Raw genomic sequence first — 13,769 nt, 5'->3', positions numbered from 1 at the left:
CAACAGCTACGGGAGCACGCTTTTTGAGCCAGTGAGAAGTTGGCGCGGAGCAACTTGCGGCGTCGATTTATCGAGCACGACCTCGCGGTTACTCATCGTGGGGAGCACACTTTTTGAGCCTTAACTCCCGTTTCGCCAAAGCCCGCTTCAAGGCTCATGTAGGGCGGGGCGGGCTTGTCATCGTCTGAAAAGCCCTCGTTAGCCCAAGGGATGCCCAGACCGTCAAGCACGCCGCAAAGCTGGTCAAGCGTTATCACGTCGCATCACCGCCCGCCGCGAACTCGCGCCCCACCTCTTCGGCCACGGCTGCAATAACGCCGTCACCCGGCGCAACACCGTAGGTCTTGCCGGTCTGGTTCTTGACCTTGTGGCCTTTTTCAAGCAGGTGCGTTAGCTGGTATTGTTTGTTATGCACCGTCACTTCAACGCCCTGTTCCAAGCTTGCGTGGTCTACGGTGCTAGTCCAGCCCTTCGCGTACTTGCCGGAACGCTTGCGGCTCTCGGCTTTCAGGCGCTTCACTGCTTCTTTGCCAGCGGCGGCGGCTCTCTGCTCCAACACCGCTTCGTTTTCGCCTATGCAGTCGCGCATGGCGGCGGCAATCTCGCGTTCAATGTCGTTGCTAACCCTGCTCACGGTCGCCCACCCTCTCAACAAGCGTTAGCCGCACGTTGTCCGGCGAACGCTCCGCACGCTCAACGGCAAGCAACGCGCCGTTGAACTTCACCAGCGTTTCGCCGCGATAGGCGCACGCCCTCAACTCGATTACCGCTTGCGGCTTGATGCCCGCCGCGCTGGCGGCGTAGTAAGCTGCCGCGCTGATGCTGTAGACGTTGCAAGGAACGTCCCGGAACGCAAGCGAAGTGGACACAACGCCGCGCTTGTCGCGCGTCTGCGTCTCGGTGGCAAGCTGGCACGTGCCAGCCCACATACTCATTGCGCGCCCGCTTCTGGCTTGCCGCCATGCTCGGTGCTTCCGGCCATGCGGCAAAGCATTTCGCCGAATGAGCGCATGAGCCTGTCAGCGTCCGGGTTGTCCATGCCGAAGTTAGCCTTGACGTAGGTTTTCACGGCGACGCGCACGCTTGCGTCATCGTCGCTGTTGGCCTTAGCGTCGGAAACGCCGCCCGCAACCAGTGCGGAACGGGCGGCGCTCACAAGGTCGGCTATCTCTTCGTCATAGCCGGTGTAATCGGCAGGGATGCGCAGGGCGCTACGGCAAGCCGCCAGAAGGTCGGCTTTGTTTTCGTCTGCCATCGGTGGCACCCCCTTAGATCACTTAGGCGGATGCGCCGCCGATGGTAAGCTGCGCGAAAGACTGCGGGACGGCAAGGCCGCAATCATAGAGCAAGTAGCCGTCGAAGCAATGGTTCTGCGAACCGTCGGTTGCGACGTAGCCCGTAACGTCCACGCCGTCAAAGGCGTTGCCCTTGATAAGGTCGGGATAGCCAACCTTGATAATGCCATCGCCGCAAGCATCGTCCTGCTTGACGATGCGCCCGAAGATGCGGCCTTGCACGGCGGGGTCATCGCTCTTTTCGTCCACAAAGTAGCTGCGCTTGTTAGCGTCCTCAACCATGGCAATGTAGTTCCAAATGGTGTTGTTGTTCGCGTAGATAATGCAGCCCTTCGGCGCGGGGTTCGCAAAGGTCTTCAACAGCCCAAGGGTCTTCACAATGTCGGCCTTGGTGAGCGTTCCGGCCTTTGCAACGGTCAGCTTGTTATCAACCGCCATGCCCAACTTGGCATCGTCAAGGCGCGTATGGACGAAAGCGTTTGCCGCAACGGCGATGCGGGCGGCAACCTCGGAAATTAGCCAGTTCTCGAAGCCGTCAATGGACTGAACGGCCATCTTGCGGGACAGCTTAACGGTCTTCTTGATCTCCACGCCAACAAGCCCGATGGTGTCAAACTCGTTCTTCTCGTCGGTGGGTGCCTTGCCCTCGTCGGTCTGCTCGGCATCGCCCTGCGCAATGCCGGTGTGGCGCACCAACTCGAATTGGTGCTTAAAGGTTGAGCGGCTCACATCGCCGAACAGCACCGCCGAATTGTCAACAAGGCTGATGATCTGGCCTTGAATCTCCTTCGGGATAACGGCATCTGTGTTGGTGGTAAGCGCGGTGAACGCCGCACGCTCCTGCGTGGTCATCTCGTTGCCGCCGCCAAGCTGAACGCCCGCGCGGGTCGCAATGTCTTTGAGCCAACCGCGCTTCGCTGCGGCTTCGTAGTCGGTAGTGTCGCGCACGACGGCACCGGCAGCGCTCGCGCTGCGTGCCAGCGGCACGGTGGAAACCTTCGGCGCGGCTCCGCTCTCGATAGCGGAACGGGCGGCGGCGACAGCGGCGGCGCGGGTCTTGCGCTGCTCGGCCTGCTCGGTGGTCTTGCGCTCGATCTCCGCCGTAAGTTCGGCCATGCGCTCTTCGTCCTGCTTGGCCTCTTCCTCGGTCACTCCCTCGGGGGTTCCCTCGGCGTACTTGTCAATCAGCGCTTGCAGTTCCTTCAACAGTTCATCCATGGTTCTAGCCTTTCTTTCTTGCGTTTGCAATTGCCATTACGGCGCACGCTCTCGCGTGCGTCATGCGCCGCCGCGCAAACTCCTTGCGCGTCTGCTTAATCTCTCCGTTAAGCAAGTTGCGTGCGCTAATCTCGGTGTTGGGGTCAGCCGGAAGGCTCACCGCCGACACGTCGAAAACCTTTTTGACCCGCGTAATAGTGGTAGTGCGGGTTTCCCTGTCGAACTCGTCAGCGGCCACGGTGAACGCCCATGACATACGCGTGATAAGTCCGGCGGCTATCTCTTCGTAAAGCTCGCGCGATGCTTGGCTGCGCGACAGGTCGGCGGCGATGAACAAGCCGTGTTCGTCCGGCTCGATAAGCAGCGTGCCGTTACTCGTGCGGGCGTACACGCGCCATTCGTGGTCGTACTGCAAAATCACGTCCGACATATCGGCTTCGCGGAAAGCATCGGGGCTGATGATCTCAAAATACTCGTTGCCCGCGAAGTCGCAATAGATGGGGTAGGGGTCATTGAACGTGCTTGCGTAGCCCTCGACGTAGTAATCACTGTCAAAGCGCTTCTTCGGCTCTTCGCCGCCCTCGTCTGCGCGTTTGAGCGGCGCGAGCGTGGCGGTCAATGTTCGGTACTGTCTTTCATTCGGCTTGCTTGGCATCGTTGCCCCCTTGTCCCTTGTCCTTTGGTGCGCCTATCTGCTCTGAAAGCGCAATGTTGGCGTTGGTCTGCGCGGCGCTCGCGGCTTGCTCTGCCGTATGCTCGCTAATCAACCCAAGGTCGATATACTCGCCACGGATTACGTGGCGCTCGCCGCCCTCGTAGTGCGGCGATTGGAACACGTCGGCAACTTGGTTGCCGTTCCAGATTCCACGGTCGAAAAGCGCCGTTGAAACGGCAAGCTTCGTGGTGTTGCTGGCGAACTCCAAGCGGTTTGCCGAAAACATGATTTCGTTTCCGTGGGCAATCTCGTTCCTGCTGTAGGTCATCGCGGTTAGCACGTAGCCAAGCTGAACGGCGAACGTCTCAATGTTCCCTTCATAGAACGCGTTATAGGTGTCCTCGTTCGCCTTGTTCAGCACCACATCTTCGTTGGTACCGAAGAACCTATAGGCGCTCTTCTCGATGCGCTCCATCTGCGCCGCGTCAACCGTGTAGCTTGACGGCGTAATCTGCTTCACATCGTCAAAGATACGGTCATACACGGCGATGCCGCCCGCGTTAGACGGGTCAAGCTGCTTGTTGAAGTCCTTTGCGGCCTGTTCCCTGTCCTTGTCGTTGCGGTTCTGGCTCAACTTGCCTATAAAGCGGATGAAAGCGCCTTGCTTAATGGCGTTCATTTCCCCTTCGGTCTGCGCGTGCATCAGTTCTAGCGTTGGATTAAGCACGTTGGTGCCGTCGCCGAAAAGATCACTTCGGTACTGGTGGCGCGTCATAACGCCGACGCGTGACCATTCCACGTACACGCTTTCAGAAGTCGGAAAGTCCAGCTTCAACCAAAGTTCGCCGCCCACGTCATAGGCCGTGCATTTGCTCGGCAACACCGGGTAATAGCCAACGTGCGTTGTGTTGTCATCGGCGAACAGCGGAATAATCAACGCCGTGTCGTTCACCTGCAACATGGTGTAAATGCGCTTGATGAACTGCGGCGTTGTCATCCACGGGTTGGGCTGGTAGGCCAGCGAAGCCGTGGCGTGGCTCTGCGCGGTGCCGCTCACCTCTGGTTTCAGCTTGCTTGCGTGGTTCGCGCCGCTCTCGATGATTGAGCGCGTCAACTCCGCTTCGTAAATGCCGCCCGTCCAAGTGGTGAAGCTTGGTTGGTAGGCCGTGAACGTTGAGAAGTAGCCGTTTACGGCTTGCATCTGCTTGCCGTGAAACACGGAATCGAACATTGAGCGCAAGCGCGGTTTCAGTCTTGCCAAGGTTTCAGCCCCCTATCATCGATTGGTATTCGTCGGCCATGTCTTTAAGGACTACGAACGCGTCACACTCCGCCGCCCATGCGTCAATGCGGTTGCGCGGGTCTTGGTTCTTCTTGTCCGGCGCAATGTTGCCGTTCGCGTCCGATCTGACGGCCACGTTTGAGCGGCACCACTCCGCAATTGGGTTGGCGTTGTCAACTATTCGGTTCTCCCGGTAAAGCGCCCGCAGTTCCTTCATGGGCATTGACAGGGTTTGCGCACCCTGCACGACGCGCCGGAAGTAGTCAGCGCCAAAGTACCCTTCGTAAGCTTCCACGGTCGGCACGTCGCGCATATGCCACGGGTCATAGCCGCAAGCAACGGCATAGATGCCGTATTTCTGCTGAATCTCGGCCACCCAATCAAGCACCGTGCGTTTGTCGATAATCGGCGTTGGGCACGTGCGCAAGTAGCCGTTGGCAATCCACGCATCATAGGGCACGCCGTCGCGCCCGCCGCGCCGTCCCTCGCGCTCCGCTTGCTCTAGCGCACGTTGCGGAATCCACGCCATGTGCAGCGCGTATATGTTCGGGTCGTTTGGGCGCTGCATGAGCAGACACGCCGCCGTAAGGTCGGTAGTGTCCGAAGCGTCAACGCCCAGAATCGCATATGTGAAGCCGTCCGACGGGTCAAATGTCGCGTCGTTGTGAATCTCTGACCATGTAAGCCAAGCTTGGCTTTGGTTCTCAATCAGGTTGAAATCCTTAACAAGCAGCGTCGGCAGAAACGTAGGGTCGTTCTTGGCCTTGCTCACGTTCTTGCGAAGCGCTGGCAGTGATTTGATAGTGCCTAAGCCCGGATTCGCCTTGACCCAAGCCGGTTCATGCTCCCATTCCTCGCGTTCGTCCAATTCGTAGATGAACGCAATGAAGCGTTCCGCGTCCGTGCCGGTTGCCTGACCGTCAAGCCACTTCGCGGCGTACTGGTATTGAGCATCGAAGATGCCAGCGCGAACAAAACCGTTGGTTGTGATCTCCAAAACCAGCGGTTGCCTACGCGCCGACGTGCCTTGTATGGTCAGGTCGTACAAGTCGCGGTTTCGCATGGCCGCCAACTCGTCGATGATCGCGCCCGACACGTCCAAGCCGTCAAGGTGGTTCGTGTTTGCGCTAAGCGCCTTGATGGTGCCCATGTTCAAATCGCAATATAGGTCGCTCACGCGCTTGCGAATGTGCTTTGACAGCGCCGGTGACGTTTTAATCATGCGCCAAGCGTTGTTGAAGCCCTTAGCCGCCTGATCGTGGGCGGTTGCGACGTTGTAGACCTCTGGTGCGCCCTCGTCATCGTTCACCTGCAAGTCAATTTCGATTGCGGACGCAAGCGCGGTCTTTCCGTTCTTCCTGCCCATGACCCAAAGCACTTCGCGGTACTGCCGCAAGCCCTCTGCGTCAACGAAGCCGAAAATCACGGACAGAATGGCAAGTTGAAACAATTCCAGCTTGAAAGCGTGCCCAAGCTTGCCGGATGGTAGGCGGCAAAAGCGTTCAATGAAGTTAACGTGCTTCTGTGCGTACTCTTCGCGGAAATGGTACGGATAAAGCGGGTCTTTGTTGTCCATGTCGCGCATAATCTTTGCAGCTACCTGCTTGATCTTGCGACAGGCCGTTATAGACCCGTCCAGCACGCCGCCGAAATATTCACGTATAGCTTTCTCGCACCGCCCAGCCTTAGCGGCCTTAGTCATAGCGCGTTTCAGCTAGGTAGTCCGTGAGCGCATCAGCAGCCGCCGCGCCGGTCGGCATCATGTCGCAAAGCTGCTTGATGCCGCGCTGAAACGTAGTGAAAAGTTTGTTGTATGCCTGAAAGCCGGGATGCTCGCGCAAGCCCGATTGCCCGCCGCCGTTGTCATACTCGGTGTAGATGCTTTCATAAAGCAAATCTTTGCGGGCTTCGTCCAACTTGTACTTCATGAACGCAAGGTTGGGAAGCATCCCAAGCACAACGTTGCGCTTGTCCTCTGGTATCGCGTCTTTGGTAAGGCGTTGAAGCTTGCGCAACTCGCTGTCAACCCTCGCTTGCGGGGTGGCGGGCTTGCGCTTCGGCTTACTCTCGGCAACTTTGCCCGAAACTTGCGAACTATCGCATACTTTTTCTTTCTTCACAAGACCACCCCCCTTTGAAAAGTCGGCGCACGAATAAAATTGACTCCCGGCGTTGGTGCCCAAGGAATCATTGCGCAGATTCAAACCGGGGGGATTGCCCGCCGCCCTGACCTGCTGTTTTGTGTTCTGTAATTTTTCCTTTGGTTTGCGTTTCTCGTCGCGCCGATCATTCGGCAAGGCAAATCAAGTTGCCGTCGGCATCAAACGCAAGCCCTTGACGGGTCGCACCGGCACGCGCCCACCCGTGCGTTTTCTTGTGGCATAGGTCGCAAAGGCTGACCAAGTTATCAAGGCCGCAAGTAATGTCCGGGTTGTCGATGTTGGCCGGTGTCAGTTCTTCGATATGGTGAACCATCGTTGCCGGTGTGATCTCTCCATTGGCAAGGCAGCGTTGGCACAAGTAGCTATCGCGCTTTAGCGCATCTTCCCGCGCACGCTCCCAAGCCTTGGAATGATAGAACGCGTCACTAAACGGTTTAGCCATGCGCCACCACCCCAAAAGAAAAAGCGCCACGGCTCTAAGTCCGTGACGCTTTGCATAGTTCTAACCACCTTAGCGAACTTTAGCAGAAGTCGGAAAGTGGACGCAAGTAAAATCTTTTCAAGCGGTCTTCAATTTCGCAAAGCCCGCTTCGTCAATATACTTGAACCCAGCCCGCGAAAGTTCGCGGCACCACTGTTGCGAACAGCGCATGACCTCGGCAACCTCATGCCATGCCATCGCTTGGCAATAGGCCATGCAAAGCACGTCAGCGTAGCGGTTGCCTTTCAGCTTCGCCAAGCCGCCGTGGTCATCGTCGCCGTACAGTAGCGCGGTTGCTTCGTCCAGCATTTCCGATGCTTCGTTGATTCTGCGTTGTAATCTCTGCTCAAACTCAATGCGCCGGTTAACCCTGTCCATCGCATCGCTGTTGCCGTTGCCCTGCTGCTCACCGTAGCGCTGTATCTTCGCGCCCTCTGATGCCAACATTCGTGCCAACATTTCCTTTGAGCGCTCAATCTCCAACACGGCTTCGCGCACCTGTTCAAAGTATTCTTGCGCTCTCATGGCTTCACCTACGCAATGCCGGTGCTGCCGAAGCCAGCCGCCCCGCGCTCTGTCTCGGTCAACTCTTCGCAGGGCACCAACTCGCACGGAACGAACGGCATAACGATAAGCTGGCAAACGCGCGTGCCCGCATCAAGCGTGGTGGTTTCGTCCGACTGGTTCAGCAGCGTTGCGCCGATCTCTCCGCGATAGCCCGAATCAATCACGCCCACGCTGTTTGAAAGCGTGATGCCGTGCTTGCTTGCAAGGCCGCTTCGCGGGAACACCAGCCCCACGCACCCTTGCGGAATCTCAACCGCAAGACCCGTGCCAACGGTAGCACGCGCCCCCGGCTCTAGTGTCACGTCGTGGGTAATGCGAAGGTCTAGCCCCGCGTCACCGTCGTGCGCATAGCGCGGCAGTTCCGCGCCGTCCAAAAGTCTCACGTTCATTTTGCGTCCAATCATTCTTCAATCTCGCTTTCGTCAAATAGCGTGCCTTGCTTTGGCTTGCGGCATTTCTCATAGATGCAATGCCCAACTTCAAGGCAGTTAGTCCAGCAGTTCCACGGCGTGCAAAAGCACTTCTTGCCGTCCAGCACCGCGCCCCGGTTCTCGCAGTCTTCAAGGCTCATTGCTTGCCCTTCCGCTTGCGTGCCCTGCGCCATGCGCGGAGCAGATCAAGAAAGCCCATTGCTTCAAGGTCTGGTATTGCAGGGTTCAGGGCTTCGCCGTCGATTGACGCGGCAACAACCTTTGCGCCCAACACGTCTTCAAGCACGCCGCCCGCTTCGTCCACGATCACTTTGCTTGGGCGCAAGCCTATAAGCTTTGGTGTCCGGCAAATCGGCTTCGGTATCGTCACGCCCAAGGTTCTTGCCTGATGCTCCACGAACGCCGCCATTTGCGCGGTGCGCGTGTAAATCGGTATGCCGGTGTCGTGCGAAAGCATGATTAGCCGCGTGGTCTTGCCGGTACGCCTACCGCTCACGAAACATTGCATAAGCCACCAACCCTAAAACGGTATGTCGCTGTCATAGACGCTGGCAGCTTCCACGGCTTGCGGCGGCATGGCTTCCGGCGCTTGGGCTTCACGGCGGGCGTTCATCAACTCCACTTCGTCAACGATGATTTCAACGCGGCTGTACTGCTTGCCGTCGCGCTCATAGGTTGACTTGTGAAGGTGCCCGTTCAACGAAAGCTTGGTGCCCTTCGCAAGGTAGGGTTGCAGGGCTTCGGCACGCTTGCCAAACATGGTGCAATCAAGCCAGTTCACTTCATCTTGATAGCTGCCGTCGGCTTGCTTGCGTCGCTCGTTCACGGCCACCGAAAACGACACCACGGCAAGTTGGCTGTTCGTGTACCGAAGTTCAGCGGCCTTGCCAAGGTTGCCGGAAATGGTGCAGGTGTTCAGGCTCATAGCTATTCACCGCCCAGCCGGTCAATGAGCGCTTGGGCTTGCTTCACGCCAAGACCGCCAACGCGCTTGCTTTCGGCGATGCTCAACGCGTGCATAAGCGCTTGCGTCTTCTTGAAGCCGTAGCCCGGAAGGGCGCTAATCATCTGTTTCACGCGCATACCAGATGCCGCCTTGTCGCCACGCTCTGCAAGGTTGATTAGATCGCAGACGTTCAGCACGCCGCTTGCAAGCTGGCTGCGCAACTCGGTGCGTTCCTTGCGCATCTGCTTTGCCTTTTCAAGGTTGGCAATTCTCTGTTCTTTGGTCAGTTCGGGAACCATCGTTTTACCCTCTTTCTTCCTATGTGCTTGATAATTACTTCTTATCAGTCACTTGCTGTTTGTCTTGAAAGCCTTTTCGGTGTCGCACCTGCGCGTTTACGGTGGTGCGCGGTGCGCGTTCAAAATGCGCCATTGCAACTTCATTGCAACACCTCTTCAAGGTCTGCCGTGGCTTCCATGGCCGCTTGCTCGAAGACGCTTGCGGCGTATGCGTCGCGTCCCGGCAAGACGTGGGCGTAGATGCGAAGCGTGGTTGCTTCGTCTGCGTGCCCCAATCGCTCCGAAACGGTTTTCAGGTCTACGCCGTGGGTCAGAAGCCACGTTGCGTGCGTGTGCCGCAAGTCGTGGAAGACGAAGCCTTGCGGCATTTCGATTTTTCCGGCAAACGTCGTGAATGCGCGTGAAACGCTGTTAGGGCGAAGATAGCCGCCATCAACCGTGAGCAACGGCGCGTTGCTCGGCAGATCGCCGCAGAACAACCGGCGAAGTTCCATGAACGCATCAATGGTTTCAATGTCGCTTGTGGTAATGCCGATGTTGCGGCACTTACGGCCTTTGGTAACGTCGCGCCTGTAGGGCTTCTTGCCCTTCTTCTCAATGACGGTGCCGCCCACGTGGACGTACTTTGCAGCCCGGTAAATCTCGCCCGGACGCAACGCGCACACCTCGCCAACCCTCATGCCGGTTCTAAGCGAGAACCACGCGGCAAAGGCGTTCAGCGCCTTGCGCCACGTCCGCTTGTTCAAAACCTCTGGTTTCAGCAGTGGTTTTAACTGCGCATCCAGCTTGCGGAAATCGCCGATGTTGAGCGCTTGCGCTTCGTGGTGTTCAGGGCTTGGCTTCTCAACGTCAATGATCGGGTTTGTTTCGCATATGCCCGCTTTCACGAAGAACTTATATGCGCCGCGCATGAAGTTATGGACATTGATAACGCTATTGCGGGACAAGCCTTGCCCGCCTAGTTCCTTTGGCACCATCAAGCGTTGTTCGTAGCGGTTGAAGTCGGCGACGCGTAAATCACGGGCGTTTGAGGTTGCAAGGTACTTCCGGGCATACTTGGCAAATAGCCTATAGCTGCGCACGCTGTTAGGGCTTGCGCCGTTGCGCTCCCTCATGGCCGTGTAATCGTCCAGCAGGTCGGCAATCAGCGCACTTGCTACTAGACCGTCAGCCGTAAGGTTAGCCGCCCAAGCGTTAGCCATTTCCTGCGCTTCCGCTTCGTCGTGCGCCGCCGGGAACTCTCTATAGGGCTGTATCTTCTTACCTTCTGGCGTTTGCCCAAGGTAGGGGCGTGCGTACCAGACTTCACGCGCCTTGCTCCATTTGACCTTGCAAGCGCTCATGGCTACGCACCCGCTATTTCAGGCAGCGGCTTGCTCTTCATGGTGCCCAAGCGGCTTTCAAGCGCAAGTAACTGTTGCCAGTAGCGCGGCAAGTGATCGTGAATAGCCCTCAACTCGCGTTGGTTCTTGTTCCGGCAGCACCAGCACGAAACGCGGTCTAGCACGTCATAAAGGCACACGCCGTCTTGCTCCCACGTGGCACCGTAGGCGCGGCAATATTCCAAGCAATCCGCTTCGGTATAGCCCCAATCCGCAAGCGGGAAGCGCTTATAGGGCTTGTGCTGCTTGGCAAGGCGCTTTTCTTCGTCCGCCGCAGTTCCAACGTAGACGATTGCGCCTTTGCCCTCGGCGTAGCGGTCTAGGGCTGCGGTCTTCTCGGTAGTGCCCCAGCGGCACGCGCCGCCGCACCATCCATAGCCGTACTTGTGTATTTCGCCCGTCTCGCGCGATTTCACCGGGTGAACGAACATCTTGTGCAAGAAGGGTTCTTTTGGCTTCAACTCCGTGTATTCAATGCCCATTGAAGCAAGCACCGGCAACATACGGTCACGTTCGCGGTAGATCGCTTCAAACTCCATGCCGGTATCGAAGAAAACAACTTCGTTAAGGTCTGGCGTGTTCTTTTCGTCCAGCAGCAAATGGAGCATCGCCAAGCTGTCCTTGCCCCACGACACGGACGCAATGAGCCATTGGCTTTCAGGTTGATTGCTGTTACTCATTGCCGCCATCCTCAAACACGCCGCCTTTGGCGTACCAAGCAGTATCAAAACCTTTGGTTTCGGTGGTGGTCTTCGGCTCGATTTCCTCAATCAGAAAATCAATGCACTGCTTGCACTTTTTCAGGTCTTGAACGCCGTTCTTGCGAATCCAGCGCCATAGGTACTTGAACGCGCAGCCCCACCAGTAAAGCGCGATGGGCGCAAGGTTCACGGCCTTGCCGTCGTTGGCGCATGGCTGCAAGCAATAGCCCGTGCCCATCATCGCCGCCATAGCGTCCTTGCACTCAATGCCGCCGCTGGTGTAGTGGCTAGGGTGCGAAACCGCGTCTTTGGCGGCTTCGATCTGCTGCAAGCTAACGTCGCTCATAGCGCCACCCCCAGCGCTCGCAGACGGTCGCCATAAAGGGCGCGTGTGTCATCTGCTGGCGGTACTTCGTCCGGGTGCTTCGCGTCGTGGTCGATGATTTCCCGGTACATATCGCGGCAAACCTTTTCCACGCTATCAACGTCCGCGCGGCGTTGCTGGTATTCGTCCAGCGGTGCCGCTATATGCTCGCGCCTGATCTCCACGGTGGGCACGGCATCGAAGCGAAAACGCGCGGTTATGTCGAACTCGCAAAGCAAGCTTGGGTACTCTCCAAGCAGATTGCTTGCGTGGTCGCGTATGTATTCCCCCGCTTGCTCAATGGCTTCAATGAAGCCTTGCCGGGTGCTTAAATCCGGCCAAGTGTCTTTTGCCATATTCTGACCTTCCTAGATTTCGCCGCATTCGCGGTTCTCGTGGCCGCTGTGGCCGTCTTTTGGTGTTTTGTGGGTATCTGTAGCCCTTTACGCCTTTTTGGCGCTTCTGCGCGGCTCTGGTTCGCTGTCGCATTCCGCAACAAAGCTGCCGTCGTATGAAGTGACCTCTTCCGTTTCCGGCAGGAAACCACCAAGGAATCCAAGAACGCGGGCTTTTGACCAACCACCGCTTGCGCAGACGGCTTGGCGCTGCATTTCCTCAACCAGTTCACGCCGGTAAGCCGCCATGCGGCCACGGCTGGCGTTCTCCAATTCCTCAATCCGCACTTCAAGCGTGGCGGCGCGTGCCTTTTCCTGCTTTAGGTTGGTTTGAAGCTGCTTCTTGCTCTGCTCCAAAGGCTCGATCTTTGATGCGGTGCTTTTCCGCTCTGATTCGCTTTGCCGCGCGAACTCTTCCGCCGCCCGAAGCTTCGTTGTCTTTTCCTGCAACGTCTCTTCAAGCGATTCAATACGGGCTTTCGCGCCGTCAAGCTGCTTCGCAAGATCAAGCTTTTCTTGGTAGGTCGCATAAACCATCTGTTCAAGTTCGGCGGCGCTCATGCTCGGTTGCTCGGCTTCCTCATTGCATTCAACGCGTTTGAAAAGTCCCATGAGATACCCCCTAACAAGCCAGCGCGGCAGCGTATGCCGCCGGGTCTGCAATCGCACTGCGCGGAATGCCGCGCGTGCAATTCATCCACTCTTTGAGCCAGCGCATGAAGCCGCGCAAGAACGGTTGCACGTTGTTGTCATCAGCCCAACCGGCAATGCCTATGAAGCCGTCGCCGTTGAAGCTGACCGCTTCGCGGCCTTGCCAATAGCGGCCATCGACGCGCAAAAACGCTTCGTAAATCCCCGGACGTTCCGTTGATGCACTGATGTTCGGGGCGTGCTTTTTGAGACATGACGGCTGCATGAGCATGAGCAATTCGCCCTTGCTGGCTAGCTTGCGGTCATGCCTTGCGCACTCAATGGCTATGAAACCTTGCAAAGCCCGAATGTCGATGCCGCACAAGTCCGCATAGGTCAAGTTGCGGTTGAACGCATCGCGCACCTGATCGCGCGTCAACTTATCCGATAAGGTCATCACAAGCCCCCTTCGCGTGCTTTCCGTGGCGCTTGCTGATTGAGCCAAGCAAGCCATCTTCGGGCGTGCGCTTGTCCTTCCATGCAAGGTTCTTGCACTTCCAGCACGGTTCACCCTCGTTGGCGAACCAATCAAGCGGGCGTTGAATGCCGCACTTCGGGCATTCCCGTGTCTTAACGTGGTTTTCGTAATGAACTGGCATGGTCAAAATCTCCAATCTTGCCGAATGTGTAAAACTTTGTGGAAAACGCGTTGAAAACTGCAAAATCAGGCTTTAAGGAACGCGGAAGCGATTTCATGCCCAGAAAGAAGAACCAAGAAAGAGAAACTTTCTTGTTAGTCAACGTCACAAGCAACAGGCATTCGGTTTCGGTTTCGGTTTTATGACCGAAACCGAATGCCTTAGACCTAGACATAGACTTAGACTTAGACATAGATATTGCTTTCGCAGTTTTTTAATGGTCGGCTTTGCATATCGGAAACCCTAGGTTTTCCGTGTGGTTT

Annotated in this window: 22 protein-coding genes; all 22 read right to left on the bottom strand. The window is 57.1% G+C overall.

The genetic code is table 11. The features are described from left to right. Positions 1 to 253: 253 nt before the first annotated feature. Complete coding sequence (locus F8D48_RS00845; protein WP_151429567.1) at positions 254 to 634, bottom strand: HK97 gp10 family phage protein; 381 nt, start codon at positions 632 to 634, stop codon at positions 254 to 256. Further along, positions 621 to 935 carry a hypothetical protein gene (locus F8D48_RS00840; RefSeq protein ID WP_147272658.1) on the bottom strand — a complete coding sequence of 105 codons (315 nt, stop codon included), beginning with the start codon at positions 933 to 935 and terminating at the stop codon, positions 621 to 623. The genes F8D48_RS00845 and F8D48_RS00840 overlap by 14 nt, the downstream gene beginning before the upstream one ends. Further along, on the bottom strand, positions 932 to 1,255 hold the full coding sequence (locus F8D48_RS00835) for a phage head-tail connector protein (RefSeq protein ID WP_151429566.1): 324 nt from the start codon (positions 1,253 to 1,255) through the stop codon (positions 932 to 934). Before F8D48_RS00835 ends, F8D48_RS00840 begins: the two co-directional genes overlap by 4 nt. 22 nt (positions 1,256 to 1,277) lie before the next feature. Continuing rightward, positions 1,278 to 2,513 (bottom strand): phage major capsid protein, encoded by a 1,236-nt coding sequence (locus F8D48_RS00830; protein ID WP_151429565.1) that lies wholly within the window; start codon positions 2,511 to 2,513, stop codon positions 1,278 to 1,280. Between the two features lie 4 nt (positions 2,514 to 2,517). Beyond that, positions 2,518 to 3,168, bottom strand: a complete 651-nt coding sequence (locus F8D48_RS00825; protein ID WP_151429564.1) for an HK97 family phage prohead protease — start codon at positions 3,166 to 3,168, stop codon at positions 2,518 to 2,520. Beyond that, complete coding sequence (locus F8D48_RS00820; RefSeq protein ID WP_147272657.1) at positions 3,149 to 4,429, bottom strand: phage portal protein; 1,281 nt, start codon at positions 4,427 to 4,429, stop codon at positions 3,149 to 3,151. Before F8D48_RS00820 ends, F8D48_RS00825 begins: the two co-directional genes overlap by 20 nt. A 4-nt stretch (positions 4,430 to 4,433) precedes the next feature. After that, the gene (locus F8D48_RS00815) at positions 4,434 to 6,026 is read right to left on the bottom strand and encodes a terminase large subunit (protein ID WP_205717299.1); all 1,593 of its coding nucleotides are present in this window, start codon (positions 6,024 to 6,026) and stop codon (positions 4,434 to 4,436) included. A 118-nt stretch (positions 6,027 to 6,144) separates the two neighbouring features. Next, positions 6,145 to 6,747 (bottom strand): hypothetical protein, encoded by a 603-nt coding sequence (locus F8D48_RS00810; RefSeq protein WP_151429562.1) that lies wholly within the window; start codon positions 6,745 to 6,747, stop codon positions 6,145 to 6,147. Further along, complete coding sequence (locus tag F8D48_RS00805) at positions 6,737 to 7,054, bottom strand: HNH endonuclease (RefSeq protein ID WP_151429561.1); 318 nt, start codon at positions 7,052 to 7,054, stop codon at positions 6,737 to 6,739. The genes F8D48_RS00810 and F8D48_RS00805 overlap by 11 nt, the downstream gene beginning before the upstream one ends. A gap of 117 nt (positions 7,055 to 7,171) precedes the next feature. Further along, positions 7,172 to 7,618, bottom strand: a complete 447-nt coding sequence (locus F8D48_RS00800; RefSeq protein ID WP_151429560.1) for a hypothetical protein — start codon at positions 7,616 to 7,618, stop codon at positions 7,172 to 7,174. 8 nt (positions 7,619 to 7,626) lie between these two features. After that, positions 7,627 to 8,064 (bottom strand): dUTP diphosphatase, encoded by a 438-nt coding sequence (gene dut / locus F8D48_RS00795; RefSeq protein WP_151429559.1) that lies wholly within the window; start codon positions 8,062 to 8,064, stop codon positions 7,627 to 7,629. Next, positions 8,061 to 8,231, bottom strand: coding sequence for a hypothetical protein (locus F8D48_RS11535; RefSeq protein ID WP_170272671.1), 171 nt, complete (start codon positions 8,229 to 8,231; stop codon positions 8,061 to 8,063). The genes dut and F8D48_RS11535 overlap by 4 nt, the downstream gene beginning before the upstream one ends. Further along, the gene (locus F8D48_RS00790; protein ID WP_151429558.1) at positions 8,228 to 8,548 is read right to left on the bottom strand and encodes a hypothetical protein; all 321 of its coding nucleotides are present in this window, start codon (positions 8,546 to 8,548) and stop codon (positions 8,228 to 8,230) included. The genes F8D48_RS11535 and F8D48_RS00790 overlap by 4 nt, the downstream gene beginning before the upstream one ends. Positions 8,549 to 8,611: 63 nt before the next feature. Next, entirely contained in the window at positions 8,612 to 9,016 is a 405-nt protein-coding gene (locus tag F8D48_RS00785) for a single-stranded DNA-binding protein (protein WP_151429557.1), read from the bottom strand. 2 nt (positions 9,017 to 9,018) lie between these two features. Beyond that, a complete protein-coding gene (mihF, locus tag F8D48_RS00780) occupies positions 9,019 to 9,336 on the bottom strand; it encodes an integration host factor, actinobacterial type (RefSeq protein WP_151429556.1) in 318 nt (105 codons plus the stop codon). A 140-nt stretch (positions 9,337 to 9,476) separates the two neighbouring features. After that, entirely contained in the window at positions 9,477 to 10,679 is a 1,203-nt protein-coding gene (locus F8D48_RS00775) for a tyrosine-type recombinase/integrase (RefSeq protein WP_151429555.1), read from the bottom strand. Positions 10,680 to 10,681: 2 nt separating this feature from the next. Beyond that, the gene (locus F8D48_RS00770) at positions 10,682 to 11,398 is read right to left on the bottom strand and encodes a phosphoadenosine phosphosulfate reductase domain-containing protein (protein WP_170272670.1); all 717 of its coding nucleotides are present in this window, start codon (positions 11,396 to 11,398) and stop codon (positions 10,682 to 10,684) included. Then, positions 11,391 to 11,765, bottom strand: a complete 375-nt coding sequence (locus tag F8D48_RS00765) for a DUF3310 domain-containing protein (RefSeq protein ID WP_151429553.1) — start codon at positions 11,763 to 11,765, stop codon at positions 11,391 to 11,393. The genes F8D48_RS00770 and F8D48_RS00765 overlap by 8 nt, the downstream gene beginning before the upstream one ends. After that, positions 11,762 to 12,139 carry a hypothetical protein gene (locus F8D48_RS00760; RefSeq protein WP_151429552.1) on the bottom strand — a complete coding sequence of 126 codons (378 nt, stop codon included), beginning with the start codon at positions 12,137 to 12,139 and terminating at the stop codon, positions 11,762 to 11,764. The genes F8D48_RS00765 and F8D48_RS00760 overlap by 4 nt, the downstream gene beginning before the upstream one ends. 87 nt (positions 12,140 to 12,226) lie before the next feature. Then, positions 12,227 to 12,790: a hypothetical protein gene (locus F8D48_RS00755; RefSeq protein ID WP_151429551.1), complete on the bottom strand. Its 564-nt coding sequence runs from the start codon at positions 12,788 to 12,790 to the stop codon at positions 12,227 to 12,229. A 10-nt stretch (positions 12,791 to 12,800) separates the two neighbouring features. Then, the gene (locus F8D48_RS00750; protein ID WP_151429550.1) at positions 12,801 to 13,265 is read right to left on the bottom strand and encodes a hypothetical protein; all 465 of its coding nucleotides are present in this window, start codon (positions 13,263 to 13,265) and stop codon (positions 12,801 to 12,803) included. 173 nt (positions 13,266 to 13,438) lie between these two features. Beyond that, on the bottom strand, positions 13,439 to 13,699 hold the full coding sequence (locus tag F8D48_RS00745) for a hypothetical protein (protein ID WP_151429549.1): 261 nt from the start codon (positions 13,697 to 13,699) through the stop codon (positions 13,439 to 13,441). Positions 13,700 to 13,769: the final 70 nt, after the last annotated feature.

Source organism: Adlercreutzia muris (genome assembly GCF_008831045.1).
Taxonomy (GTDB): Bacteria; Actinomycetota; Coriobacteriia; order Coriobacteriales; family Eggerthellaceae; genus Adlercreutzia; species Adlercreutzia muris.
Note: the sequence above shows the minus strand (reverse complement) of the source record. Positions and strands in the feature narration are given on the sequence as shown.